Annotated in this window: 21 protein-coding genes and 1 tRNA gene; 10 read left to right on the top strand and 12 right to left on the bottom strand. The window is 66.2% G+C overall.

The genetic code is table 11. From position 1 onward, the window contains the following. The first annotated feature begins 39 nt into the window (after positions 1-39). The 5 genes from FFS20_RS08300 (at position 40) to FFS20_RS08320 (ending at position 5,151) form a co-directional block, all read left to right on the top strand. A complete protein-coding gene (locus tag FFS20_RS08300; RefSeq protein WP_137825391.1) occupies positions 40-990 on the top strand; it encodes a sugar phosphate isomerase/epimerase in 951 nt (316 codons plus the stop codon). A gap of 60 nt (positions 991-1,050) precedes the next feature. After that, a complete protein-coding gene (locus FFS20_RS08305; RefSeq protein WP_137825392.1) occupies positions 1,051-2,079 on the top strand; it encodes a Gfo/Idh/MocA family oxidoreductase in 1,029 nt (342 codons plus the stop codon). Positions 2,080-2,089: 10 nt separating this feature from the next. After that, entirely contained in the window at positions 2,090-2,974 is an 885-nt protein-coding gene (locus tag FFS20_RS08310; RefSeq protein ID WP_137825393.1) for a sugar phosphate isomerase/epimerase family protein, read from the top strand. Positions 2,975-3,173: 199 nt separating this feature from the next. Then, on the top strand, positions 3,174-4,589 hold the full coding sequence (locus FFS20_RS08315) for a sugar porter family MFS transporter (RefSeq protein ID WP_137825394.1): 1,416 nt from the start codon (positions 3,174-3,176) through the stop codon (positions 4,587-4,589). 190 nt (positions 4,590-4,779) lie between these two features. Further along, positions 4,780-5,151, top strand: coding sequence for a universal stress protein (locus FFS20_RS08320; protein WP_137825395.1), 372 nt, complete (start codon positions 4,780-4,782; stop codon positions 5,149-5,151). Positions 5,152-5,197: 46 nt separating this feature from the next. Here FFS20_RS08320 and FFS20_RS08325 read toward each other — a convergent pair whose 3' ends face one another. Both FFS20_RS08325 and FFS20_RS08330 read right to left on the bottom strand, forming a co-directional pair. Next, a complete protein-coding gene (locus tag FFS20_RS08325; RefSeq protein WP_137825396.1) occupies positions 5,198-5,983 on the bottom strand; it encodes an aminoglycoside 3'-phosphotransferase in 786 nt (261 codons plus the stop codon). A gap of 180 nt (positions 5,984-6,163) precedes the next feature. Beyond that, positions 6,164-6,236, bottom strand: a tRNA-Arg gene (locus FFS20_RS08330). Between the two features lie 509 nt (positions 6,237-6,745). Between FFS20_RS08330 and FFS20_RS08335 the strand changes: the two genes are divergently transcribed. Next, complete coding sequence (locus tag FFS20_RS08335) at positions 6,746-8,578, top strand: phosphoenolpyruvate carboxykinase (GTP) (RefSeq protein ID WP_137825397.1); 1,833 nt, start codon at positions 6,746-6,748, stop codon at positions 8,576-8,578. Between the two features lie 387 nt (positions 8,579-8,965). Here FFS20_RS08335 and FFS20_RS08340 read toward each other — a convergent pair whose 3' ends face one another. From FFS20_RS08340 to FFS20_RS08355, 4 genes are all read right to left on the bottom strand, one after another. Then, positions 8,966-9,199 carry a hypothetical protein gene (locus FFS20_RS08340; RefSeq protein ID WP_137825398.1) on the bottom strand — a complete coding sequence of 78 codons (234 nt, stop codon included), beginning with the start codon at positions 9,197-9,199 and terminating at the stop codon, positions 8,966-8,968. Further along, positions 9,196-10,668: an inorganic phosphate transporter gene (locus FFS20_RS08345; protein ID WP_137825399.1), complete on the bottom strand. Its 1,473-nt coding sequence runs from the start codon at positions 10,666-10,668 to the stop codon at positions 9,196-9,198. Before FFS20_RS08345 ends, FFS20_RS08340 begins: the two co-directional genes overlap by 4 nt. Before the next feature lie 340 nt (positions 10,669-11,008). Further along, a complete protein-coding gene (locus tag FFS20_RS08350) occupies positions 11,009-12,418 on the bottom strand; it encodes an aspartate aminotransferase family protein (RefSeq protein WP_249356742.1) in 1,410 nt (469 codons plus the stop codon). A gap of 13 nt (positions 12,419-12,431) precedes the next feature. After that, entirely contained in the window at positions 12,432-13,916 is a 1,485-nt protein-coding gene (locus FFS20_RS08355; RefSeq protein WP_137825400.1) for a CoA-acylating methylmalonate-semialdehyde dehydrogenase, read from the bottom strand. A gap of 116 nt (positions 13,917-14,032) precedes the next feature. Here FFS20_RS08355 and FFS20_RS08360 point away from each other — a divergent pair, with 116 nt between their 5' ends. Then, positions 14,033-15,760 (top strand): PucR family transcriptional regulator, encoded by a 1,728-nt coding sequence (locus FFS20_RS08360; protein WP_137825401.1) that lies wholly within the window; start codon positions 14,033-14,035, stop codon positions 15,758-15,760. An 89-nt stretch (positions 15,761-15,849) separates the two neighbouring features. Here the strand turns inward: FFS20_RS08360 and FFS20_RS08365 are convergent, their stop codons facing one another. After that, positions 15,850-16,875 (bottom strand): Ldh family oxidoreductase, encoded by a 1,026-nt coding sequence (locus tag FFS20_RS08365; protein ID WP_137825402.1) that lies wholly within the window; start codon positions 16,873-16,875, stop codon positions 15,850-15,852. A 256-nt stretch (positions 16,876-17,131) separates the two neighbouring features. On the opposite strand from FFS20_RS08365, the gene FFS20_RS08370 reads away from it, so the two are divergent. The 3 genes from FFS20_RS08370 to FFS20_RS08380 are packed head-to-tail and all read left to right on the top strand — an operon-like array spanning position 17,132 to position 19,531. Further along, positions 17,132-17,974 carry a transporter substrate-binding domain-containing protein gene (locus FFS20_RS08370; RefSeq protein WP_137825403.1) on the top strand — a complete coding sequence of 281 codons (843 nt, stop codon included), beginning with the start codon at positions 17,132-17,134 and terminating at the stop codon, positions 17,972-17,974. Between the two features lie 25 nt (positions 17,975-17,999). Beyond that, positions 18,000-18,731, top strand: a complete 732-nt coding sequence (locus FFS20_RS08375; protein WP_137825404.1) for an amino acid ABC transporter permease — start codon at positions 18,000-18,002, stop codon at positions 18,729-18,731. Then, complete coding sequence (locus FFS20_RS08380) at positions 18,728-19,531, top strand: ATP-binding cassette domain-containing protein (protein WP_137825405.1); 804 nt, start codon at positions 18,728-18,730, stop codon at positions 19,529-19,531. The genes FFS20_RS08375 and FFS20_RS08380 overlap by 4 nt, the downstream gene beginning before the upstream one ends. Before the next feature lie 30 nt (positions 19,532-19,561). Here FFS20_RS08380 and FFS20_RS08385 read toward each other — a convergent pair whose 3' ends face one another. The 5 genes from FFS20_RS08385 to FFS20_RS08405 are packed head-to-tail and all read right to left on the bottom strand — an operon-like array spanning position 19,562 to position 24,483. Continuing rightward, positions 19,562-20,392, bottom strand: a complete 831-nt coding sequence (locus FFS20_RS08385) for an SDR family oxidoreductase (RefSeq protein ID WP_249356743.1) — start codon at positions 20,390-20,392, stop codon at positions 19,562-19,564. Continuing rightward, positions 20,389-21,183: an SDR family oxidoreductase gene (locus tag FFS20_RS08390; RefSeq protein WP_137825406.1), complete on the bottom strand. Its 795-nt coding sequence runs from the start codon at positions 21,181-21,183 to the stop codon at positions 20,389-20,391. Before FFS20_RS08390 ends, FFS20_RS08385 begins: the two co-directional genes overlap by 4 nt. Next, positions 21,180-22,268 (bottom strand): proline racemase family protein, encoded by a 1,089-nt coding sequence (locus tag FFS20_RS08395; RefSeq protein WP_137825407.1) that lies wholly within the window; start codon positions 22,266-22,268, stop codon positions 21,180-21,182. The genes FFS20_RS08390 and FFS20_RS08395 overlap by 4 nt, the downstream gene beginning before the upstream one ends. Continuing rightward, the gene (locus tag FFS20_RS08400; protein WP_137825408.1) at positions 22,265-23,167 is read right to left on the bottom strand and encodes a dihydrodipicolinate synthase family protein; all 903 of its coding nucleotides are present in this window, start codon (positions 23,165-23,167) and stop codon (positions 22,265-22,267) included. Before FFS20_RS08400 ends, FFS20_RS08395 begins: the two co-directional genes overlap by 4 nt. Continuing rightward, positions 23,164-24,483 (bottom strand): FAD-dependent oxidoreductase, encoded by a 1,320-nt coding sequence (locus FFS20_RS08405; RefSeq protein ID WP_249356744.1) that lies wholly within the window; start codon positions 24,481-24,483, stop codon positions 23,164-23,166. The genes FFS20_RS08400 and FFS20_RS08405 overlap by 4 nt, the downstream gene beginning before the upstream one ends. Positions 24,484-24,683: the final 200 nt, after the last annotated feature.

Genomic DNA, 24,683 nt, shown 5'->3' on the forward strand with positions numbered 1-24,683 from the left:
CCGACCACCGACCCGACCCGCACCCGAAGGACCACTGACATGACCACGACGACGCAGTCACCCGCCGATTCCTCGCCCCGCGCCCAGACCCTGCGCATCGGCACGGCCCCGGACTCGTGGGGCGTGTGGTTCCCCGACCATCCCGGCCAGGTGCCGTGGCAGCGCTTCCTCGACGAGGTCGCCGCGGCCGGCTACACGTGGATCGAGCTCGGACCCTACGGCTACCTCCCCACCGACCCCGGCCGACTGGGCGAGGAACTCGACTCCCGCGGACTCAAGCTCTCCGGCGGCACCGTCTTCACCGGCTTCCACAAGACCGACGACCAGTGGGGTCGCGCGTGGGCGCAGGTCGAGAAGATCGCGGCGCTGACGCAGGAGCTCGGCGGCGAGCACATCGTCGTCATCCCCGACCTGTGGCGCTCCGACGCCACGAGCGAAGTCCTCGAACCGCGCACCCTCGACACCGAGGGCTGGACGCGTCTGGCGGCCGGCCATGACCGCCTCGGGAAGGCTCTGGAGGAGGAGTTCGGCCTCCACCAGCAGTTCCATTCCCATGCCGACTCCCACGTCGGCACCCATTCGGAGGTCGAGCGGTTCCTCGAACTCACCGATGAGGCGTACACGAACCTCTGCCTCGACACCGGGCACTTCTCCTACTACGGCGGGGACAACCTCAAGCTCATCGCCGACCATCCCTCGCGGATCGGCTACCTCCACCTCAAACAGGTCGACCCGGTGAAGATCTTCGATGTCCTCAAGTCCGACACCCCGTTCGCCGAGGCGGTCGCCGACGGGATCATGGTCGAACCGAACCAGGGCATCCCTCCGCTCGATCCGATCATCGAGGCGATCGCCGGGCTGGCTCCGGACACCTTCGCGATCGTCGAACAGGACATGTTCGGATGCAGCGTCGACGCCCCGTTCCCGATCGCCGAGCGCACGCTCTCGACGATCCTCACCTCCACCCCGGCCGCGGTCACCGACCGCTGAGCCGACCCACGACTCTGCACCGCAGCAGACGACCCGACCGAACTCAAGGAGAACCCCACCATGGCACAGTTCGACCCCACTGCCGACTTCCGCGTCGGAGTCGTCGGCGCCGGGATGATGGGCGCCGACCACGTCAAGCGCCTCACGCACACGATCAGCGGGGCGACGGTCTCGGCCGTCATCGAACCCGATGAGGGGCGAGCGCAGGCCGCTGTCGCCAACGCCCCCGGAGCGCAGGCCTTCTCCCGCGTCGAGGATGCGATCGCCGCCGGCGCCGTCGACGGACTCCTCGTCGCCACCCCCGGATTCCTCCACGAGGCCGTCCTCCTGCCCGCCATCGAGGCGGGGCTGCCCACCCTGTGCGAGAAGCCGCTGACGCCGGACCCGGAATCCTCGTGGCGGGTTCTCGAAGCCGAGCAGGCGGGCGGGAAGAAGCTCATCCAGGTCGGCTTCATGCGCCGCTTCGACCCCGAGTACCGGCAGCTGCGCGAGCTGGTGACCTCCGGGGACAGCGGCGAGCTGCTCATGCTCCGGTGCGCCCACCGCAATCCGGCAGTGCCGGACTCGTACCAGCAGGAGTCGCTCATCACCGACTCCGTCGTCCACGAATTCGACATCGTCCCGTGGCTCGCCGGCTCCCCCATCGCTGCCGTCGAGGTCCGCTTCGCCCGCCGGAACCGGCTCACCCCGGACCGACTGCGGGAACCGATCCTCGTGCTCATGGAGCTGGAGAACGGCGTCCTCGTCGACCTCGAGATGAACGTCAGCGTGCAGTTCGGCTACCAGGTGACCACCGAGGCGGTCTTCGAGTCGGGAATCGCGCGGATCGGTGAGCCCACCGGCCTGCAGCGGTGGTCCGACCGTCGGTTCACGATGGGCGAGCACGCCGATTTCACCACCCGTTTCGCGACTGCCTACGACGCGCAGGTCCAGGCCTGGGTCGATGCCGCCCGCCGCGGGGAGATCGCCGGACCCTCCGCGTGGGACGGCTACCGCGTCGCCGTCGCGTGCCAGGAAGGCGTCGCCTCCCTGGGCGGGGCGGGCAGGCGCCCCCTCGATGTCCCCGAGATGCCCGCGTTCTACGCGTGAGGAGCCGATCATGAAGCTCGCCTACGACCCCACCCCGTTGCACCACACGCACCGGCTGCTCGACTTCGCGGCCGCGACCGCCGACCTCGGGTTCGAGCACATGCAGCTGACCCCGCATCCGGACTTCGCGACGCACTTCCGCTACCCGAAGATGGACCGCGACCTCATCGCCCGGTTCGCTCGCAGCGTCGACGCCGCCGGCATCACGGTCCCCGCCCTGCTGCCGGTGCAGCGGATCGCCTGGCCGGATGAGGCGAAGAGGGATGCCGCGGTGAGGAACTTCCTCCGGGTCATCGAGATCGCCGTCGACCTCGGGGTGGAGACGATCAACACCGAATTCAGCGGCCGCCCCGAGTCCTTCGAGGAGTCCGAGGAGTCGTTCTACCGATCGATGGATGAGATCCTGCCCGTCATCGAGCGGGAGGGGCTCAGACTCAACTTCGATCCGCACCCCGACGACTTCGTCGAGGACGGGCACGAGGCGTGGCGGGTGCTGCGCGGCCTCGACTCGGACGCGATCGGCTTCGTCTACGTCGCCCCGCACACCTTCCACTACGGCGACTGCCTCGACACCCTCGTTCCCGAACTCGGCGATCGCCTGCGGGCCGTCTACATCTCCGACGCCTTCGACCACCGGGCCTCACACGGGCTGCGATACATCGCGAACCCGCCGACCACCTCGGCGCGGGTGCACCAGCACCTCAAGGTCGGCGACGGGGACGTCGATTTCGAGGCCCTCTTCAGCCGCCTCGGCGAGTCCGGGTTCCTCGACCGGCCCGATGCGCTCATCGTCTCCAACGTCTTCGGGGAGAACGAGAACAACGACGCGGTCACCCGGTACCAGAAGACGACGATCGACGACCTCGTCGCCCGGCACGGAGGCGATGCCGACTGACGACCGCACGCACCACCTGATCGCCTCGGGCTACCCGCCGCAGCCTCGGCGCTGACCATCCGACCACGCACCACCTGACCCCATCAGCCCTGTTCCCTGCGGGACCGCATCCGCGGTTCCGTCCCCAACCATTGCTCGAATCCAGGCACGGCGCCGCACGGGCGCCGGGACGCACGTCATTCGAAGGAGAGTGATCGCCATGAGCGGACAACAGAAATCCCTGGTGGACCTGCCCCCGGACACGAAGGGGCCGCACACCTCGCGACTGGGCATCATCGCCGTCGTCGCGACGTTCGGCGGCCTGCTCTTCGGCTACGACACGGGTGTCGTCAACGGCGCCCTCGAGCCGCTCACCCAGGACTTCGGGCTGACCCCGCGCACCGAGGGTCTCGTCGTCAGCTTCCTCACGATCGGCGCGGCCTTCGGTGCGATCATCGGCGGCCGGCTCTCCGACGCCTTCGGCCGACGCTCGAACATCCTGCTGCTCTCGTTCTTCTTCATCGTCGGCACGCTGGCGTGCGCGCTCGCACCGACGTGGGAGTTCCTCGCCGGTGCCCGGTTCGTTCTCGGACTCGCCGTCGGGGCGGCATCGACGACAGTGCCCGTCTATCTCGCTGAGCTCTCTCCGTTCGAGAAGCGCGGTTCGCTCGTCACCCGCAATGAGGTGATGATCGTTTCCGGTCAGTTCGCAGCCTTCGTCATCAACGCGATCATCTTCAACATCTGGGGTGAGCACGACGGAGTCTGGCGCTACATGCTCGCCGTCGCCGTGCTCCCTGCGATCGCGCTGCTCATCGGCATGCTCTTCCTCCCGGAGAGTCCACGCTGGCTGATCTCGAAGCACCGCGACGAACAGGCCTTCGAGGTGCTCAAGCAAGTGCGATCGACCGAACGCGCCGAGGCGGAGATGAAGGAGGTCGAACTGCTCGCCGAGGAGGAGGAGAAGTCGAAGACCGGCGGTCTCTCCGACCTCGCCTCGAAGTGGGTGCTGCGGCTCGTCATCATCGGCGTCGGGGTCGGAGTCGCCTCGCAGTTCTCGGGCATCAATGCCGTGATGTATTACGGCACGCAGCTGCTCACCGACGCCGGATTCTCCGCTGACGCCGCGATCGTCGCGAATACTCTCAACGGGCTGGCCTCGGTCATTGGCGTCACCGTCGGCATTCTGCTCATCAACAAGCTGCCTCGGCGGAAGATGCTCATCGGCGGCTTCATGCTGACGACCTTCTTCCACATCCTCATCGGCCTCTCGGCCGCGTTCCTCCCGGAAGGCCAGTTCAAGGCCTACGCGATCCTCGCATTCGTCATTCTCTTCGTCTTCTCAATGCAGGGGACGATCGGGCCGCTGACCTGGCTCATGCTCTCGGAGATCTTCCCGCTGAAGATCCGGTCGTTCGCGATGGGCATCTGCGTCTTCGCACTGTGGATGGCCAACGCCGCTGTCGCTCAGTTCTTCCCGCCGGTCGTGGCATCGCTGGGGATCTCTGCGACGTTCTTCCTGCTGGCAGGCTGCGGCGTCCTCGCGCTCGTCTTCCTCATCACGATGCTGCCGGAGACCCGGGACAAGACACTCGAGGACCTCGAGGAGGAGTTCCGCACAAAATACGGGCAGTGAGCTGGAGTGTCGACGCCCAGTTCTTCCCGGGCGTCGTCGCCGGCAGAGGCCTTCGCATCCTCCGCGCGGACGGTTGACCACGTGCTGTTCCGAGCCGCTTCGGCGAGAATGAGCGAAGACACGATCTGCCGGTACTCCCCGCCCGGCGCACCCACCCCGATCAGACCCACTCCGATCAGAAGGAGAAGCCATGGCCATCATGGTGGCAGTTCCCGACAACCAGACCGCCGAGGCGGCGTTGACGGCGGCGATCAGCGAAGCCCGCCATTTCGACACCGGCCTCATCGTCATCCCGCTCGGCATCCAGTCGACGTTCGACACGACGACGCTCGACGCCTCCGAGGTGCCGTACGAACTCGTCGACCGGCGCGGGAGGGGTGACCGTGATCCCGCCGAGGCGGTCCTCGACGAACTCGACGACCGCTCGGATGTCTCCCGCCTCGTCATCGGCATGAAGCGCCGGTCCCGCGTCGGCAAGGCCCTCATGGGATCGGTGAGTCAGCGCCTCCTGCTCGACTCCCCGGTGCCGGTGCTCGCCGTGAAGATCGGGGAGGAGAGCTGAGGAGACGCGGCACGGACCGGGCTGACCGCCTCGGTGTGCGGCAGACCTACTCCGCGTCCCACAGCTCGCGGTAGTACCGGATCCTCGGCTCGTCCGGGGCGATGCCGTAGGCGTCCCAGAAGACCGCCTCGTCGAACTCGTCGTAGTTCCAGCCGAACGACATCGTCGTCACCGCGAGGTCGGCCCAGCGGTCGGCGACGCCGAGGCGCTGCATATCGACGTGCCCGACGAACGTGCCAGTCGCATCGAGCAGGGTGTTCGGGGCACACGGGTCGCCGTGGCAGACGACGAGGCGGTCGATCTCCGGGGCCGGGCCGAGAGTGCTCGCCCGCTCGGCCTCGGCAGTCTGCAGTCGGTCCGAGACGGACCACGTCCACGGGCAGTCGTCGACGGGCAGCTCGTGAAGGCGGCGCAGGCCTTCGCCGATGGCCGCGATCGCGGTGTTCGCCCGCGCTGTGTTCACGGCGGCGACCGCGTTGGCGCCGGGGATCGCCTCGGTGATGAGGAACTCGGCATCGCCTCGACGGACATAGTCGACGACGCGCGGGGCGGGATGCCGGGCAGTCAGCCACTCGAGCTTCTCCCCCTCGAGCGCGAGATCCTCACTGCTCGGCAACGGGTTGCGCTTGAGGTACCGGAGGCGGGTGCCGTCTCCCGCCGTGTCACCGTCGAAGCGCACCGTCACTCCCCCGGCCTCATTGAGCCAGATCGGTTCGGGGTCCGGACCGGTGAACTCGAGGATATCGACCGGCAGTGCGAAGCCGACGGGGATTGTCGAGGCGAGTGTCGCCGGAACCTGCCTCGAGGATTCCGGGCTGTCGACGTCACTCATGCGGCCTCCGTGAACACATCATCCGTGACTCCACCTCCATGTCGCTCAGGACCTGGCCGTCGATCTAGCTGCTGGGCAACCGCTGATCGAGTTCGCCCCATGGAGCTGATCCGGCTTCAGCCAAGGGAATCGACGAAGGCCCCTCACCGGATCTTTCTCCTGGTGAGAGGCCTTCTGCGGTGCGCCACGAGGGATTCGAACCCCCAACCTTCTGATCCGTAGTCAGATGCTCTATCCGTTGAGCTAGTGGCGCATGTCGACCGGACTTCCGCCCTGCAACTCGAACAACTATACACAGGATGTTCACCCGACCTCAAATCCCCGGCAGTGCCCTTCGCCACAGTTTTCGCCGGGCTCGAGATGCGCAGCGGCGGGAGCCGTCGCCCGGGATCCCCGGAGCCGAGCGTCCTGTGAACACCAGTCGATCCCCGCGAACCGATTCTGCTGGCAATCGTGACCCTCGAGTGACCCAACCGGCGGGAAACGCCGGACAAACGGGCGGGCGGACAACCTCGGCGAGGTGAACGGTGATGCAATTTTCAACGAAAGTCAGGATCTGCAACTATCCGTCATTGCTATGCAAAAACACGTCGGTCAAATGATGCATTCACGTCAGCGACCCCGTCTTTGTGGCCCAATGCACATCTTCGGTTGCCGAAAACCGGTGATGTCCGCCTCTGCCGCCACCCTACCGTGGTTGTGTAACCACCGCTCGACATCCTCCCCAATGTCGTCAAACCCCGATCGACCAGGAGACCACTCATGACAGTCCTCGACCATGACGTCGTCGCTGACCAGCTGAAGAACGCACCGACGAAGAACGAGAAGGTGCTCTCGTTCGTCAGCCGGATCGCCCACCTCACGACCCCCGACGACATCGTCTGGATCGACGGCTCCGAGGGCCAGAAGGCCCTCATCACGCAGCAGCTCGTCGACGCCGGGACGCTCGTGGCCCTCACCGGCACGAAGGACTCCTACTACGCAGCCTCGGACCCCGAGGACGTCGCCCGCGTCGAGGACCGCACCTACATCTGCTCGGTCGATGAGAAGGATGCCGGCGCACTCAACAACTGGGTCGCCCCCGCCGAGATGAAGCAGACGTTGGACGGTCTCTTCGAGGGCTCGATGCGCGGACGCACGATGTACGTCATCCCGTTCGTCATGGGCCTCGCCGAGGCGGACCAGCCGATGTTCGGCATCGAGGTCACCGATTCGCCCTACGTCGTGCTCTCCATGCTCATCATGGCTCGCTCGGGCAAGTACGCCCTCGATGCGATCGACGCGCAGGACGCGGGCTTCGTCGAGTGCGTCCACTCCGTCGGCGCCCCGCTCGCCGAGGGCGAGGAGGACGTCGCCTGGCCGAACAACTCGACGAAGTACATCACCCATTTCCCGGAGGAGCGCTCGATCTGGTCGTTCGGCTCCGGCTACGGCGGCAACGCGCTGCTCGGCAAGAAGTGCTACGCGCTGCGCATCGCCTCGGCGATCGCCCACGACGAGGGCTGGCTGGCCGAGCACATGCTCATCCTCAAGCTGACGAACCCGGAAGGCGAGGTCAAGTACATCGCCGCGGCGTTCCCATCGGCCTGCGGCAAGACGAACCTCGCGATGATCGAGCCGACGATTCCCGGTTGGAAGGCCGAGACCCTCGGCGACGACATCGCCTGGATGCGCTTCGGTGAAGACGGCCAGCTCTACGCCGTCAACCCCGAGTTCGGTCTCTTCGGCGTGGCGCCGGGCACCGGCTACTCGACGAACCCGACCGCGATGCACGCGATCGAGGCCGGCGGCAACATCTTCACGAACGTGGCGCTCACCGACGACGGCGACGTGTGGTGGGAGGGCAAGACCGACGAGAAGCCCGCGCACCTCACCGACTGGCGCGGCAACGACTGGACTCCGGACTCGGAGACCCCGGCCGCCCACCCGAACTCGCGCTTCTGCACCCCGATCTCGAACGTGCCCACGCTCGCGCCCGAGTGGCAGAACCCCAACGGTGTGCCGATCTCGGCGATCCTCTTCGGCGGACGCCGCAAGACGACGATGCCGCTCGTCACCGAGACCCGCGACTGGAACCACGGCGTGTTCATGGGCTCGGTGCTCTCCTCGGAGACCACCGCTGCCGCGACCGGCGCTGTCGGCGTCGTCCGCCGCGATCCCATGGCGATGCGGCCGTTCATCGGCTACAACGTCGGCGACTACCTCCAGCACTGGCTCAACATCGGCCAGACCGACGGAGCGAAGCTGCCGAAGATCTTCTACGTCAACTGGTTCCGTCGCGACGACGACAACTCGTTCTTGTGGCCCGGCTTCTCGGAGAACTCGCGCGTGCTCAAGTGGGTCTTCGAACGTGTCAATGGCACCGTCGACGCCGCTGAGTCCCCGCTCGGCTTCACCCCGGCCGAAGGCGGCCTCGACACCGAAGGACTCGACTTCACCGAGGAGCAGCTGCGCAAGGCGCTCGCGATCAAGCCCGAGGAGTGGGAGACCGAGCTCGCCTCGATCGAGGAATGGTACGCCGAACTCGGCGATTCGGTTCCCGCCGAACTCCGCGCCGAGGTCGACAAGCTCCGCAAGCACCTGGGCCTCGCCTGAGGCTGAGCTCCTGACGCCGTCGGCTGAGCGCTTCGGCCTCGCCGTCGCCTGAACCGACAGATCCCCCGATCACCGCCGAGGTGGTCGGGGGATCGTCACATTCACCCGAGGTTCGCTGCGGCGGCGAACGGAGCGGGTGGCAAGCGGAGTGGGAGCGGAAGTCGCGTATTGATGTCCCGCACTCGGAGCTCGATGAACACCGCCTGCACGGGGAGCATTCAGCGCTCCACCGAGGAGGTGGCGAGCCACGAGCAGTGCGTGCCGCTGTGGGTTGTGCGTGCGGCTGTTAGTTGTGTGTGCTGTTGCGAGGCGTGCGTGGGCGAACTGAGCGCACTTGGCCTCTGAGGAGCCAGCGGCCCGGCCGGGGGCGCCTCGGTGACGGTGTGCTCAGCTTCCGCTGAGTGCCGGGACGATGAGATAGACGCCGTAGAGGACGAGGAGGCCGCAGACCCCGAAGACCGCCCAGTAGCCGAGCTTGAGCAGCGGGTTGGGATGGCCCTCCGCGATCTGGTCGATGTGCACGGCGCGCATGCGCACGGCAGTCGAGAACAGTCCGATGACGACGAGCGAGGACACCCACGTCGCAATGGCGACGACGGCGAAGGAGCTCCATTCGATCATTTCGCGTCTCCCTTGTCGTTCGAAGCGTCCCGGCCGATGGCATCAGCCCCGGTCAGATCGGCGGCATCGGTGCCGTCGGTTCGATCCGCGCCGCGCGCTCCTGCGTCAGCCACGCCGACACCGACTCCGTCAGCACCGACTCCGGTACCGCTGCCACTGCCGTTCCCCGCGCCATTGCTTCCCGGGCCGCCGTTCCTTGCGTTCCCGCGTCGTGCCTGCGCCTTGCGGGCCTGCTTCGCCGCCGCTTTCTTCTCCATCGCCTCGGTGCGGGCCTCACGCTTGGCCGCGGCGCGCTTGCGGTTGCGGTCCTGGCGAAGTTTGCGCTTGCGACCGCGGACGTTGACCGCCTCGCCGACGGTGTCGAAGTTCGAGATCTCGGTCTCCTTCGCCCGCCGCGAGCTGAGGTAGATCCACAGCACGACGGCGACGGCCACGGCCGTGTCGACGAGGACGCCGAAGAGACCGAAGTACGCGACGCCCGCGGCGGCGGCCCCGACGATGCCGGCGGCCGGGATCGTCAGCAGCCACCCCGAGGCGATCCGCCCGGCCGTCGACCAGCGGACGTCGGCGCCCTTGCGACCGAGCCCGGACCCGAGCACCGACCCGGAGGCGACCTGCGTCGTCGACAGCGCGAAGCCGAGGTGCGAGGAGGCGAGGATCGCCGCGGCCGTCGAGGTCTCGGCGGACAGACCCTGGGCGGGCTTGACGGTGGTGAGCTTCGTGCCGAGCGTGTCGATGATGCGCCAGCCGCCCACGTACGTGCCGAAGGCGATCGCGAACGCACACGTGACGATGACCCAGAACTGCGGACCGGTGCCGCCTTCCTGCAGGTTCGCGGAGATGAGGACGAGGGTGATGACGCCCATCGTCTTCTGCGCGTCGTTCGTGCCGTGGGCGAGCGCGACGAGCGAGGAGCTGAAGATCTGCCCGTACTTGAACGGCGCCCGGTGCGCGGTCTGGCCGTCACCGTTGCGCCGCGTGATGTAGTAGGCCAGGCGCGTGCACATGTAGGCGCTGATGCCGGCGATGAGCGGGGCGGCGATCGCGGGGATGACGACCTTGGAGAGGAAGACGCCGAAGTCGACGGAGTTCACGCCCGCGCCGACGATGGCCGCGCCGATGAGACCGCCGAAGAGCGCGTGCGACGACGAGGACGGCAGCCCGAAGCGCCACGTCGCCATGTTCCAGATGATCGCGCCGATGAGGCCGGCGAGGATGAACTCGGGAGTGATCTGGACTCCCCCGTTACCCTCTCTGATGATCCCGCCGGAGATCGTCTTCGCCACCTCGGTGGAGAGGAAGGCCCCGATGAGATTGAGGATCGCGGCGAGGGTGACAGCGGCCTTCGGCTTGATCGCGCCGGTGGCGATCGGCGTCGCCATCGCATTGGCCGTGTCGTGGAAGCCATTGGTGAAGTCGAAGAAGAGCGCCAGTGCGACGACGAGCACGACAACGAAGAAGATTTCCACTCAGCGACCTTGGATGTAGACACTATGAGGACGGGAGACGGCCGAGCCGACGGACTGCGAGCTCAACCAGGTGCGAGTCTACAGCGTCCGAAGTCGGAACTTCACCCACTTTTCAGCGCCTGGCCACCCAGTTCACCCTGCGTTCATCTCCCAACTGGAGAAACAGCAGAGCAAACGGTCCGACTGTATCAGCTTTCACATCCAGGGAGGTTGTCGCCCCGACCTCGCCGAGGCGGCCGACCTCGTCCCCGAGCAGCGGCCCGGGTGCCCCCGATGACCTCGCCGAGGCGGCTCCGCGTGATCTCGACCGTGCCACCCCGGCGCAGGCCGTCATCTCAGGTCAGTCGACGTACCGGTCGGCGATGCTGAGCGCCTCTTCGAGCACCGCGAGGCCCGCGCGCACCTCGGCGTCCGGGGTGTTGAGCGGCGGGACGATGTGGATGCGGTTGAAGTTCGCGAACGGGAGGACCCCGCCGGCCTTGAGCGCGGCGATGACCTCGTTCATCTCCGGCGAGCTCCCGCCGTACGCGGCCAGCGGCTCCTTCGTCTCGCGGTTGCGGACGAGTTCGACGGCCCAGAAGCAGCCCATGCCGCGGACATCGCCGACGGACGGATGCCGGGACGCGAGCTCATGCAGGGTCGGTCCGATCACCTCGGCGCCGAGGCGGTCGGCATTCTCCACCATCCCCTCCTCCCGCATCGCGCCGATCGTCGCGACGGCCGCCGCGCACGCGAGCGGATGCCCCGAGTACGTCAGCCCGCCGGGGTAGGCGCGATCTCGGAAGGTCTCGGCGATCGCGGCGGAGATCGCGACCCCGCCGAGCGGCACGTACCCGGAGTTGACCCCCTTCGCGAACGTGATGAGGTCGGGGGTGACATCCCAGCGGTCGACGGCGAACCAGCGGCCCGTGCGCCCGAATCCGGCCATCACCTCGTCGGCGATGTAGACGATCCCGTGCTTCGCGGTGAGCTCGCGGACCCCTTCGAGGTACCCGGCGGGCGGACCGTAGATGCCGGCGGTGCCGGGCACGGTCTCGAGGACGAGGGCGGCAATGTTCGCCGGCCCCTCGAGGACGATGAGGTCCTCGAGGTGGCGCAGCGCCCGCTCCGTCTCCTCGGCCTCGGTCGTCGCCCCGAAGTACGAGCGGTACTGGTAGGCGGGCATGAAGTGGACGACGCCTTCGGCCGAGTAGTCGTTGGGGAACCGCCGCGGGTCGCCGGTGACGTTGACGGCGAGCTGCGTGCCGCCGTGGTAGCTGCGGTAGGCCGAGAGCACCTTCGTCCGACCAGTGTGCAGGCGGGCCATGCGGATCGCGTGCTCGTTCGCGTCGGCGCCGCCGTTGGTGAAGAACACGTGGTCGAGGTCGCCGGGGGTGAGCTCGGCGATGAGTCGCGCGGCCTCGGAGCGGGCGTCGTTGACGTGCTGCGGGGCGATCGTGCACAGCCGCGCCGCCTGCTCCTGGACGGCGGCGACGACCGTCGGATGCTGGTGTCCGATGTTCGTGTTGACCAGCTGCGAGGAGAAGTCGAGGAGCTTCCGCCCCTCCCCGTCCCAGACGTGCGAGCCCTCCGCCGCGACGACGGTCATCGGGTCGAAGGTGCCCTGTGCCTGCCACGAGTGGAAGACGTGCCGGCGATCGAGGTCGTACGCGCGGCGCCCGGCGGCGAGCTGATCGGCGGTGATCGCCGAGGTGGGGGCCGCCTCGGTGGGGGTGGTCGGGGTGTCTGCGCTGTCGATGGTCGTCGTCATCGTCGTGTCCTTGTCAGTCGTGGGTCGGGAAGCCGAGGTTGAGGCCGCCGTGGCTGGGATCGAGCCAGCGGGAGGTGACGACCTTGCCGCGGGTGAAGAAGTGGACGCCCTCGTCACCGTAGGCGTGAGTGTCGCCGAAGAGGGAGTTCTTCCAGCCGCCGAACGAGTAGCAGCCGACGGGCACGGGGATCGGGACGTTGACGCCGACCATCCCGACCTCGACCTCCCGCTCGTAGCGGCGGGCGGCGCCGCCGTCGTTGGTGAAGATCGCGGTGCCGTTGCCGTAGGGGTTGGCGTTGATGAGGTCGAGTCCCTCGTCATAGCCGGGGACCCGGACGACGGAGAGCACCGGCCCGAAGATCTCGTCGGTGTAGATCGACATGTCGAAGGTGACGTTGTCGAAGAGCGTCGGATTGAGGAAGAACCCGTCCGCGGGCAGGTTATCGCGCCCGTCGAGGACGACAGTGGCCCCCGCCTCGGCGCCGGCATCGATGTACCCGGACACCTTGTCGCGGTGGGCTGCGGTGATGAGCGGGCCCATGTCCGGCTCGTCCCGACCGTCGCCGATGCGCAGGGTCCGCGTGCGTTCGGCGATCTTCGCCACGAGCTCATCGGCGATCGAGTCGACGGCGACGACGACGGAGATCGCCATGCACCGCTCCCCGGCAGCGCCGTACCCGGCGTTGACGGCGGCGTCGGCGGCAAGGTCGAGGTCGGCGTCGGGGAGGACGAGCATGTGGTTCTTCGCGCCGCCGAGCGCCTGCACCCGCTTGCCGCTCGCAGTGCCCGTCTCGTAGACGTACCGGGCGATCGGAGTCGACCCGACGAAGGACACCGAGGCGACGTCCGGGCTGGTCAGCAGTGTGTCCACGGCTTCCTTGTCACCGTGGAGGACGTTGAACACGCCGTCGGGCAGGCCGGCTTCCTGCCAGAGCTCGGCGAGCCAGTTCGCGGCACTCGGGTCCTTCTCGCTGGGCTTGAGGACGACGGTGTTGCCGGCGGCGATGGCGATGGGGAAGAACCACATCGGCACCATCGCCGGGAAGTTGAACGGCGAGATGATCGCGGCGACGCCGAGCGGCTGTCGCAGCGAGTGGACGTCGACGGTCGAGGAGACGTTCTCCGAGAAGCCGCCCTTGAGGAGACCTGAGATGCCGCACGCGAATTCGACGACCTCCTGGCCGCGGGCGATCTCGCCCATGGCATCGGAGAGCACCTTCCCGTGTTCGGCGGTGATGATCTCGGCGAGTTCGGCCTTGCGGGAGTTGAGCAGCTCCCGGAAGGCGAAGAGGGTCGCGGTGCGCTTCGCCAGCGAGGTGTCGCGCCAGGCGGGGAAGGCGGCCGCGGCCGCAGCGATCGCGGCGTCCGTGGTGGCCTTGTCGGCGAGCGCGACCTCACCGGTGACCTGTCCGGTCGCCGGGTTCGTCACCTGACCGAGGCGGGTGTCCGCACCGAGGGTCTCGGGGCGGCCGTTGATCCAATGGGAGATGGCGGGCATGAGGGGGTTCCTTCGACGTCGACGGCAGAGGTGCGTCTTCTCATCTTCGTCGCCGAGGCGCTGCGACGTCAGTGTCAGAGTGTCAGTATCGGCGAAGCCAGATTTACACTGTGTCAATGACGATCGATGGCGGTGAACAGGGCGCGAGGGACACCGCGGGGACGGCGGAGGCCGACCGTGCCGGTGGCCTCGTCGTCGCCGACGTGCTCGACTTCGGGGAGATCCGCGCCGGCGGTCCCGAGGTCCTCTCCGGTGGCGAGCGTCTCGACCGCCCGGTCCGGTGGATCCACATCGCCGATGCGCCCGAGGTCGAACGGTTCCTCGAAGGCGGGGAGCTCGTGCTCACCACGGCGCAGACGTTCCGCCGGTCGGCTGCGGCGATGGCGCAGTTCCTCGATCAGCTCGCGCACGCCGGCGCCGCCGGAGTCGTCGTCGAACTCGTCAACGACGACTCGACGCCTGATGACGCCGCGGTCGCGGTGCTCCGCGCCGCCGCCGAAGGCCGGAGCCTGCCCGTCATCTGCCTGCGGCGTCGGATCAAGTTCGTCCGCATCACCGAACTCGCGCATCGGGCGCTGCTCGGTCTGCAGCTCGGCCGTCTCGAACGGGCCCGGGAGATCCACGAGACGTACACCCAGCTCAGTCTCGAGCGGGCCGAGGTCGGGGTGATCGTCGCGCGCACGGCCGCCCTCCTCGGTGCCCCCGTCATCCTCGAGGACGTCAGTCACCGGGTGCTCGCGCATGCCGGTGACGGATCGGAGGCCCTTGCCGCCCAGTGGAAGGATCTCGTCGTCGAGACGGGTGCGGGACGCACGGAGAGCCGTGACCGCGTGGAGCCCGGCGGCCGCCTCGGTGCGGGTTCGTCGGTGCCCGGCGGTCACCTCGGCGTCGACCGCCGTTGGCATTCCCTGCCCGTGGGCCTGCGCGCCCGCCGCTGGGGCCGTCTCGTCGTGCCGGGTATCACGCGCACCGCTGTGCCGGATGTCGAACAGATCGTCGAGCGCGCCGCCCAGGCGCTCACGCTCACCCGGATGGCCGAACGCGATGAGCGTGACCTCGTCCTGCAGGCGCAGAGCGGTTTCGTCCGGGACATCCTCGATGCGCGCCACGACGACGAAGGTGAGGTGCGGGTTCGTGCGCGATCGCTCGGCTTCGATCCGCCCGCCGGGGCTCGTCTCGTTCCGGTCGTCGTGCGCATCGACCACGATCCGGCGGCCGATCCGACGCGGATTCAGCTCTGGGAGCGCGCTGTCATCACGGAGGTCACCGAGGCGGCCGCCCGGGCCGACCTCGCCGTCGTCTCCGCCCAGCTGCAGTCGGGTTCGTTCGGCCTCATCCTCGCGCTGCCCGGCCGTCGCGACGAGACGAAGGTCCTCGACCGCGTGTTCTCCGCGCTGCCCGACCTCGATGTCACGTGGACCGTGGGCGTCGGACGCAGCGACGTGTCGCTCATCGCGGCCATCGGCAGACTCCCCACTGCCGCGCAGGTCGCCGAGGCGGCCTCGACGCTCGAGGTCCGCGAGCGGCTCTTCTACCGTTCCGCCGATGTGCGGCTGCGCGGTCTGCTCGCCGTGCTCGGTGAGGACCCGCGCCTGCGGGCCTTCGCCGAGGGCGAGCTCGGGCCGCTGCTCGACGGGGATGAACAGATGCTCGATTTCCTCGACCTCGCCCTCACCCACGGCGGCAACAAGTCGGCGCTCGCGCGGGCAGGATTCCTCTCTCGCCCCGCCCTCTACGCGCGGCTGGCGAAACTCGAGGAGCGCCTCGGCGTCTCCCTCGACGACGCCGAGTCACGCACCGCTCTCCACGTCGCCCTGCTGTGGTGGCGGATGCAGGCACGGTGAGCGTTGGGCGGGGCTCGAACGGCTGCGTTCAAGACATCCCGGTTGAACTGCAGACCGCGCACGGCCACCTGCAGGCAAATGATGACCAGTCATTCCCCAGCGAGGAGAGCCCGTATTTCCTCAGACATGGGAATACCGCGCGCTTCAGCCGCTGCCCGGTTGGCATAGCGGCGATCGGCAGGGAGTCGGTCCATTCCAGCCTCCCTGAGCATGTCGATGAAGGAGGCGACGCGCTCGGGATAAGACTCGTTTCCTCCGCGCCGCGGATCGATGACGATGTAGAGCTGTCCGGTCCGGAATGTGTGTGCACCCGTGGGAGCCTCCATGTCGACTTCGTAAGTGAAGCTGCCGCCGGTCAGACCGGCGGCAAGCGTCTCGATCATCAGCGACAGCAACGCTCCCTTGTGTCCTCCGAACGGCCGCAATCCGCCACCATCGAGGATCGCTTTCGGGTCCTCGGACTCGTTTCCTGCAGCGTCGACACCAGTGTGCGGCGGCACGGCGACTCCGTCGGAAGCCGCGAGCTGGAGGTCACCATGTGACATCGACGATGTCGAGAAATCGAATACGAGGGGATCCGTGCCCGCGACAGGCGTGGCGAAGCCGAACGGGTTCGTACTGAAGACCGGCCTGCGCGCACCCTCGGGGACGACAGCGAGCTTTCCGCTCGCGATCATCGCCATCGCTGTGCACCCGTCCCTGGCAAAGACCTCGAGATCGGGCCACAGTGCACTGAAATGGTGCGAGTCGCGCAAGGCGACCACTGCAACTCCAGTGCCCTCAATCGCTGCAGTGATCGCAGGTTTAGCTGCGGCGAGCGCCGGCTGTGCGAATCCGTTCCGGCCGTCGACGCGGATGAACGAGTCGCCTGCTTCCTCGACCACCGGCATCGCCCGGCCGTCAGCCCAACCGCGGGTGAGCGAATCGATGTAGCCGCGAACCCGGAACACCCCATGGCTGAGAGTGCCGTCGCGTTCACATGACGCGCAGTTAAGTGCCAGTATCCGGGACACTTCAGAACTTGCCCCGGCTTGAATCAGACGGTTCTCGATTGCGGTCGAGAGCGCCGCGAAACCGATCGTCTCGAGAGGCTCTTCCGCTTCGCCGCTGGTCATCGCAACCCTCATCTCCCATTGTGCAATCGCTCAACAATTGTCATACAACCTAAGACAGTCACGCAGATCACGGCGCATGGCAACACTTCTGCGTCGAATTTCATTTAATGTGTCGCACATCACATCAATCCGCTATAAGGTCGATTGTATGACATGTGCGATTCCGCACTGCCATTCCCGACGATCGCCGGGGAGCATTCGGACAACGCAGTCCAGGGCTCGACGAGGGAGTCGAGCATGACGGAAAGAGGCAAAGATGTCCAAGACAAGTCAGATCATCATCGCCATCGTCGCGGTCATCGTGCTGGCCCTCGCCGGCGGCTATTTCGGCGCCGGCTTCCGGTCTGGCGGAGCCGCTGGAGGCACCGAGAACGGCGCCTGGCTCCAGAAGATCCGGGACCAGGGCGAACTGCGGGTCGGAATCGCCTCGGCTCCACCCATGACAGGCGAGCAGCCCGACGGCACGATGGGCGGACCAAATGTCCTGCCACTGCAGAACCTGGCTGACGAGATGGGTGTGAAGTTCACTCCGGTCGCCGCTGAATGGTCGAAGATGGTGTCCGGCCTCCAGGCCGATCGATTCGATGTCGGAGCCTACCTTGACGCCACGTCCGAAAGATCTTTGGCCATCCAGTTCACCGATCCCGTTTATACCTATGAGGGCGTGTGGATCGTCAAAGCCGACTCGGGGCTGAAGTCAACCGACGACATCATCAAATCCGGTCAGGGCATCGCGGTTGCCTCGGGAACTTCGTACGAACGTCGCGTCCAGGAATTCGACGTCGACATCGTCAGCGCCGAAGCCATTCCGCAGTCGATTACGGCGATGGAGGCTGGGCGGGCGGTCGCGGCGTTCGGTGACCTTCCGACACTCGCAGATGCCGCTCAGAAGAACTCATCCCTGAAGATCGTCAGACCCAACCCGGTGATCTTCAAAAGCGACTCGAACTACGGGGTCAGTTCCGATATCGATGATCGCTCGCTCCAGGTCCTCAACATCGCAATCCAGAATGCAAAGAATGACGGCTCGTTCCAAGCCGCCCTCGACAAAGCCGGCGTCATTGACCCGTCCGACCTCGGCGATCTCGAAATGAAGTGAGCGATGTGATCGGTGAGGAGCCATCATGAATTACCAATTCGACTGGTCGGTGATCACGAACAACTTCCCCCGGCTGCTCGAGGGCCTGGGCATGACATTGCAGATCTCGGTCATCGTCATCGTCCTCAGCATGGTTCTGGCCGTACCGGTGGCACTGCTGCGGATGTCGAACATCGAGGTGGTCCGCTGGATCACGCAGCTCTACATCGAGATCTTCCGGTGCACGCCGTTGCTGGTCCAGCTGTTCTGGGTCTACTACGCTCTGCCGACGCTGACCGGCATCACGATTCCCGGGACGATATCGGCGATCATCGCCCTCACCCTCAATCTCACTGCATTCATGGCAGAGGCTTACCGATCCGGTTTCCAAGCGGTGCCGGTCGAGCAGATCGAGGCGGGGAAGATGCTGCGACTGACCCGGTTCCAGCAGATCCGCTACATCATTGTCCCGCAGGCCCTCAAACAGCAGTTGCCTGTCATCCTCTCGCTCGACATATCGCTGTTCAAGGACACGGCTCTCGTGTCGACGATCGCAGTGGCTGACCTCATGTTCACTGCGAACAAGATCGCCACTGAGTCCTATCGCGCTCTTGAAATCCTCAGCGTCGCGGCGCTGATGTACTTCGCGATCGCATTCCCCGCATCGCTGATCCTCAGCAAGATCGAGCGCAACCTGATGATGGGCAGCAGTGTGCGGAAGAAGAGGGGCCTGGCAGTGCAGATGCTGCCCGGCGGAAAGGTCAAAGTGAAGCCATGAGCGAAACCGGCACCGTACCAAGCGGGTCAGGCAGGCGGATCACCGCCGCAAAAGGTGAAGTTCTCGTCTCCTGCCAGGGCCTGCAGAAGAGCTTCGGAGACCGCGAGGTGATGAAGAGCATCGACTTCGACATGAGGGCCGGCGATATCACTGTGATCATCGGGCGCTCCGGATCAGGCAAGTCGACCCTGCTCCGGGCTATCGCCGGCCTGACCGATCCCGACGACGGTCGAATGGTTTTCGACGGTGAGGTCGTCTTCGAAGATCAGAAGCGCACGCCGGCGTGGAAACAGGTCGACTCCCATGTCGGCATGATCTTTCAGAGCTACACTCTGTGGCCGCACATGGATGTGCTCAAGAACCTCACGCTGGCACCGAGGAAGAGGCTGGGAATGTCGGAGGCCGATGCACTCGCGCGGGCGGAGAAAGCTCTCGCCGAGGTGGGAATGTCCGATCACATCCGGTCGAAGCCCGTCCAGCTCTCCGGCGGCGAGCGCCAACGCGTTGCTATCGCCCGTGCCCTCATGATGCAGCCGAAACTGCTGCTCTGTGACGAGATCACCTCTGCCCTCGATCCGCCAGTGGCAGCTGAAGTCCTCGATGTCCTTCGCCGACTCAAGGAGGAGGAAGGCATTGCGGTTGCTCTCGTCACCCATGACATGGCGTTCGCTTCGAAGGCCGCCGACCGCGTCGTCTTCTTCCACCAGGGTGAGATCGCCGTCAATTCCACTCCCGACGAAGCGTTCAACCACACTGAGGACCCGGAACTGAAGAAGTTCATCGAGGCGGTGAGGTTCTGAAACCGGGGCAGCCTTCCGGGTCAGCCGTGCTCAGCGGACGTAGTCGGCACCGGTGACGTCGAGAGTGGCTCCAGTGAGATGGCGTGAGCGTCCGCTTGCCAGGAATGCTACAAGTTCGGCGATGTCCTCAGGAGGCGTCAGCTCTCTCAGTGGCAGTGTGCCCTCTGCCTTCGCGTCGACCGTGCCTGCAACAAGTCCGGTGTCGACCCACCCGGGCGCAATCGCATACGCGAGGATGCCGAGATGCCCGAACGCGCGTGCTAAGCCCTTCGTGAGGGCGAGGACGCCGGCTTTCGCCGCCCCGTACGCGAGGTGGTCGCCATCATCACCGCGATGGGCCGAACGACTCGTGATCGTGATGATGGCCCCACCGCCCTGAGCTTCGAAGTCGTGCACGGCGAGACGGCACAGGTCTGCGGCAGCACGGAGATTGAGTTGGAGATTCTCGGTCCAGCCGGCACTCCAACCGCAAGCGTCGCTGATAGGGGAGGCGATCCACGCCCCAGCATTGTTCACGAGGACATCGACTTCGCCGAGGCGATTCCGTGCCTCGTCCCACAATCGGGTCCCCGCGCTCGGGTCGGACAGGTCCGCGCCGACAGCGTGTACCCGGTGGCCGAGCTCAGCAGTGAGCGCGATCGCGGACATCCGGTCAGTATTGAAGTGGAGGACCAGGTTGGCGCCCTCGCGATGAAGTGCGCGGACGATGGCCGCGCCGATTCCCTTCGAGGCGCCTGTCACGAGAATCCGCTTCCCCATGAGCATGGCGCGCGGCAAATTGTCAGTGCGTGTGGTCATCGGCGCTCTCCCTTCGGTGGTGGGTTCGTTTGCGAGAAATCGGTGAGAACTGAGCGCAGTCATCCAACTTGTTGGGCACCGGTGATTTCGATCGCGGCACCGGAGATGAATGAGGCGCGCTCACTGAGCAGGAAGGTTGTGAGTTCCGCGACCTCCCGAGGTCTTCCGAGCCTGCCCAGCGGGATCGCTGCGGCGAGCTCGCTCTCTTTCGTCCCTGTTGTGGCGAGCTTCGACTCGACCATCGGGGTCAGAATCTCCCCGGGGCAGATCGAGTTGGCCCGAATCCCACGGGCCCCGAAGTCTCGGGCGAGACTGCGAGTCAACGACACTACGGCCGCCTTCGAACTGTTGTAGGCGATATGCCCGGCCGCAGGAACCAGCCCCCACTGCGAAGCGATCGTGACGATCGACGCCGTGTCATTCCCGGTGGACGATGCGAAGAGTGCGGGCAATGCGGCTCGGCACAACCGCATGACGGCATCGACGTTGACGGCGTACGCTGCTGACCAGTCTGCGAGGTCAATTGCGAGCAGATCGCCGCGCCGCATCACACCAGCGCAATTGACGAGCCCCTCAAGATCGCCGAGCTCGGTAATCACCTCGGCAATCAGGGAGTCTGTGCTTCCTGGATCCGTCAGATCAGCGACGAACGGCACTGCCTTGTCGCCGCAGCCGTCCGGCACCGGCGCCATGACACGATCGACCGCCGCGACGCGAGCACCCTGGCGCACGCAGGCAGCGACGATCGCCTGACCGATGCCTCCGGCCGCACCGGTGACGAGCACCTTCCGACCCGCAAGCTCGAGCTCCCGGCCGACATGTTCAGCCGAGGAATCACACACGCGACGATTCATCTTCCCTGCACCTGCTCCACCTCTTCGCCGGTCCCCCAAATGTCGCCGACGGTGTATCCCGTGGGAAAGGGATCGTCGGGTTCGAGAACCAGCTGGTGGTGGCCGGTAATCCAGCCGCGCCCGCTGATCGACGGGATGACAGCGGGCAGTCCTCCAACCTCGACCGGCGCGCGCACTGACGCGGCGAACGTCGTGCCGAGCATCGATTCGTGGACGAAGCGCTCTCCAACGGCAATCTCACCGCGCTCGTACATCGCCGCGATTCGCCCGCTCGTTCCGGTGCCGCAGGGCGAGCGATCGAGGGTTCCTGACCACGTTTCAGGATCGTCGAGAGCGACGATGCCATTGGGAAGCACGACGGCATTCCGCCCATCGGTGCCGGTCGTCGCCGGAGGACCGAAGAGCATCGGCAGACCGATGCCGCGGCTGTCCGGAAGCAACGGGTGAACGACGTCGAAGGCCTCGTCGGCGGCCTGCCGGAGGGCGCTGGCAGCGCGAATGATCGCCTTTGCGTTGCGAGGCTCGAGGGCGACTCCGAGGCGGTCGGCTCTCACTTGAACGTAGAACTGGCCGCCGAAGACGATGTCGACGGGGACTGTTCCGTACCCGGGCACCTCGAGCGGTCGATCGAGGTCGACGACGAACGAGGGAACGTTGTCGAAGGCCACCCGGACCGCCCGACCGGCGACCACCTCGGCGTGGACCGAAACGACGCCCACCGCAGTGTCGACACGGAGCTCGGTGACCGGTTCGGTGACGTCGACGGAACCGGTCTCGATGAGCGCAGTGACTGCGCAGATCAGGTTCGACCCCGACATCGGACGGAAGCCTCCCTGCTCCATGACGATCATTCCGACATCACAACTCGGATCGGACGGTTCGACGATGAGCGGGGCGCACAGTCCCGGGTACCCTCGCGGCTCCTGCAGAACAAGCCTGCGGAACCCGTCGAGGTGCTCTCGGCAGTAGGCAAGGCGCGCCGCCATCGTCTCTCCCCTCACCCTGAGCCCCGAGGCGAGGAGGACCCGCCCAGGCTCGCCCGCAGCGTGGACATCGACAGCCGGGATGATCTGCCTGGATGTCACCCCACGACCTCGACTCCTGCGCGTTGGAGCAGTCCGCGGAACTCCTCGACGTCGGCCTCGGCCAACGGCAGTATTGGCCTTCTGGTAGGGCCCGCATCGACTCCGACGAGGCGGACTCCTGCCTTGATAGCGCCCGCGTAGTTGTGAGCTTCGAGGAACACACAGATCGGATTGATGAGCGCCCAGAGAGCCCGACCCCTGTCGAGGTCGCGATCAATGACGAGAGCTCGATAGAGGTCGGCGCACAAGCGTGGAATCACGCTCGCAGCTCCCCAGACACCGGCCCGGGCGCCGAGAGCGAAGGCCGCGAAACTCAGTGTGTCCCAACCGTTGAGCGCCGTGATGTCCCCGGCATGGTCGAAGTGGACGCTCGTCAGTTTCGGGAAGTCGCCTCCGGTGTCCTTGAAGCAGGTGATTCCGGTCTTCCTGCCGAGTTCGGCGAACTCCGTGGGCGAGAGCTCGACGCCCGTCGCACCGGGAATGTTGTAGTACATGATCGGGATGTCGACGGCGTCGGTGATGGCACTGTAGTGGGCCACAAGTTCGGGGAAGCTCAGCACATCGTAGAAGGGCGGCACGATCATCGCGGCAGCTGCGCCGGCGTCGGCAGCATCGCGGGTGAGGTCGATGGTCTCAGCCGTGTTCAGCGCGCCGGTGCCGGCGATGACGGGCACACGCCCTCCGGCCGCTTCGATGTACGAGCGATTGACGGCCTTGCGCTCAATGGTGCTAAGTGCGGTGAACTCGCCGGTCGAACCGCCGGGGACGAGTCCGCCCACTCCTCCGGCGATAATGTGTTCAACCTGTCGACCGATGCCGTCATGGTCGACGGCGCACGCGTCGGGGGTGAACGGTGTGAGCACCGCAGCGAGCACTCCGGTGAACTGCGTCTGCATCATGATGCTGTCCTCGCGGTCATCGTCGTACGCCCTCTGGTGCGGTCACGAGTGAGTCGTACTTTGGTGAATCTCTTGGGCGAGACCCGATCGAGGATTTCACTCGGGAGTGTGACTTTTCGACCGGTCAGGAGCGCGGCAAGCAGGCGAGCTGAGCCGGGTGCAAGAGTGAGGCCGAGCATCGAGTGACCGGAATTCACGAAGACATTCGCGCGCACACCGCCGATGATCGGGAGACCATCAGGTGTCATCGGCCTTGCCCCAGCCCACGGTTGGGCTTCACCTGCAGAGGCGGCGTCATCGTCCCAACCCGCGAACGCCTCACGGGCGGACCTGCGAATCGCGTCGACTCGAGTTTCATCGACCCCCGCATTTCGACTGCCGAACTCCATCGTCCCCGCGAGACGGAGCATTTGGTCGAGGGGGGTGACGGCTACCCGTGCGTCTTCGAGGGTGAGTGAGGTCCTCAACTCGATCGGTGCGGGGGAATAATCGATGCTGTACCCTTTGCCCGCACGGATCGGCATTGTGCAGCCCAGTGACGCCAGCAGATCCGCAGTCCGAACTCCGGCGGCGATGACAACGGCGTCGGCGGAGACTACTTCGGCGTCGGTGGTGACGACCGCCGCTACCTTGCCACCGCGGCGGACGAATCCGCCGACCTCCACTCCTTCACGCACATCGGCTCCACGTGAAACCAGGCGGTGCCTCAGAGCATGCGTGAGCGAATCAGGTTCGATCTGACGGTCAGCGGGGAAGAAAAGACCATGGCGGATTCGCGAGCTCAACGCTGGCTCTATCTCACGGACATCATCGTCATGAAGGATCTGTGCACAGTGTCCGGCCGATTCGAACATCGGCAGAGACTCCGCGTGTTCGTCGAAGCGGCCCCTGGTCTCGAAGGCGAGCAGGACGCCCCGAGCGTGCATCTCAAAGTCGATGCCGTCGCGTCGATAGTCGTCGAAGAGGTCATTCGCATCGGCCCCCAGACGAAGGTGCACATCGAGTCCGGCTTCGAAGTCGCGCTTATTGCAGTGTCTAGCCATGCGGAGAAGGAAACCGATATACCCCGGCGCAACAGAAGGGTGGATGGACAGCGGACTGTCGGATCTGAACATCCAGCGGATTCCCTGCACGAGAACTCCGGGGCCCGGCACGGGTGCGCTCTCGGCCAAGGCAATCTTCGCAGCATTGCCATGGGAGGCGCCCGAGCCGCACCGAACGGCTTCGAGCAAAGTGACATCGCACCCTGCAGCCTCAAGTTCGTAAGCGGTCGTCAGTCCGACGACTCCGCCACCGACGATCACGACCTTCATCATGTGCTCCTTCGCTGCCGACTGTGGTCGTCTTCGGTCCCAGTCGCGCCTCTGCGCCGTTTGAATTGTATGACAATCAGGTGTCATCAACGCTACGCACGCAGATCGGTCCCGTCAATGGGGTACGGCCAGTCGAACGGCGGCCGATACGCATTTGATGCCGGCGAAGTCACCCGCAGGATCACCTTGGACCCATGCGCATT

The organism is Brevibacterium sp. 2SA, assembly GCF_005502845.1.
Lineage (GTDB): Bacteria > Actinomycetota > Actinomycetes > Actinomycetales > Brevibacteriaceae > Brevibacterium.

Excerpts from the sequence above, each read along its gene's own strand:
- FFS20_RS08300 (WP_137825391.1), top strand. The coding sequence starts at position 40 with ATGACCACGACGACGCAGTCACCCGCCGATTCCTCGCCCCGCGCCCAG.
- FFS20_RS08305 (WP_137825392.1), top strand. The coding sequence starts at position 1,051 with ATGGCACAGTTCGACCCCACTGCCGACTTCCGCGTCGGAGTCGTCGGC.
- FFS20_RS08310 (WP_137825393.1), top strand. The coding sequence starts at position 2,090 with ATGAAGCTCGCCTACGACCCCACCCCGTTGCACCACACGCACCGGCTG.
- FFS20_RS08315 (WP_137825394.1), top strand. The coding sequence starts at position 3,174 with ATGAGCGGACAACAGAAATCCCTGGTGGACCTGCCCCCGGACACGAAG.
- FFS20_RS08320 (WP_137825395.1), top strand. The coding sequence starts at position 4,780 with ATGGCCATCATGGTGGCAGTTCCCGACAACCAGACCGCCGAGGCGGCG.
- FFS20_RS08325 (WP_137825396.1), bottom strand. The coding sequence starts at position 5,983 with ATGAGTGACGTCGACAGCCCGGAATCCTCGAGGCAGGTTCCGGCGACA.
- FFS20_RS08335 (WP_137825397.1), top strand. The coding sequence starts at position 6,746 with ATGACAGTCCTCGACCATGACGTCGTCGCTGACCAGCTGAAGAACGCA.
- FFS20_RS08340 (WP_137825398.1), bottom strand. The coding sequence starts at position 9,199 with ATGATCGAATGGAGCTCCTTCGCCGTCGTCGCCATTGCGACGTGGGTG.
- FFS20_RS08350 (WP_249356742.1), bottom strand. The coding sequence starts at position 12,418 with ATGACGACGACCATCGACAGCGCAGACACCCCGACCACCCCCACCGAG.
- FFS20_RS08355 (WP_137825400.1), bottom strand. The coding sequence starts at position 13,916 with ATGCCCGCCATCTCCCATTGGATCAACGGCCGCCCCGAGACCCTCGGT.
- FFS20_RS08360 (WP_137825401.1), top strand. The coding sequence starts at position 14,033 with ATGACGATCGATGGCGGTGAACAGGGCGCGAGGGACACCGCGGGGACG.
- FFS20_RS08365 (WP_137825402.1), bottom strand. The coding sequence starts at position 16,875 with ATGACCAGCGGCGAAGCGGAAGAGCCTCTCGAGACGATCGGTTTCGCG.
- FFS20_RS08370 (WP_137825403.1), top strand. The coding sequence starts at position 17,132 with ATGTCCAAGACAAGTCAGATCATCATCGCCATCGTCGCGGTCATCGTG.
- FFS20_RS08375 (WP_137825404.1), top strand. The coding sequence starts at position 18,000 with ATGAATTACCAATTCGACTGGTCGGTGATCACGAACAACTTCCCCCGG.
- FFS20_RS08380 (WP_137825405.1), top strand. The coding sequence starts at position 18,728 with ATGAGCGAAACCGGCACCGTACCAAGCGGGTCAGGCAGGCGGATCACC.
- FFS20_RS08385 (WP_249356743.1), bottom strand. The coding sequence starts at position 20,392 with ATGACTGCGCTCAGTTCTCACCGATTTCTCGCAAACGAACCCACCACC.
- FFS20_RS08390 (WP_137825406.1), bottom strand. The coding sequence starts at position 21,183 with ATGAATCGTCGCGTGTGTGATTCCTCGGCTGAACATGTCGGCCGGGAG.
- FFS20_RS08400 (WP_137825408.1), bottom strand. The coding sequence starts at position 23,167 with ATGATGCAGACGCAGTTCACCGGAGTGCTCGCTGCGGTGCTCACACCG.
- FFS20_RS08405 (WP_249356744.1), bottom strand. The coding sequence starts at position 24,483 with ATGATGAAGGTCGTGATCGTCGGTGGCGGAGTCGTCGGACTGACGACC.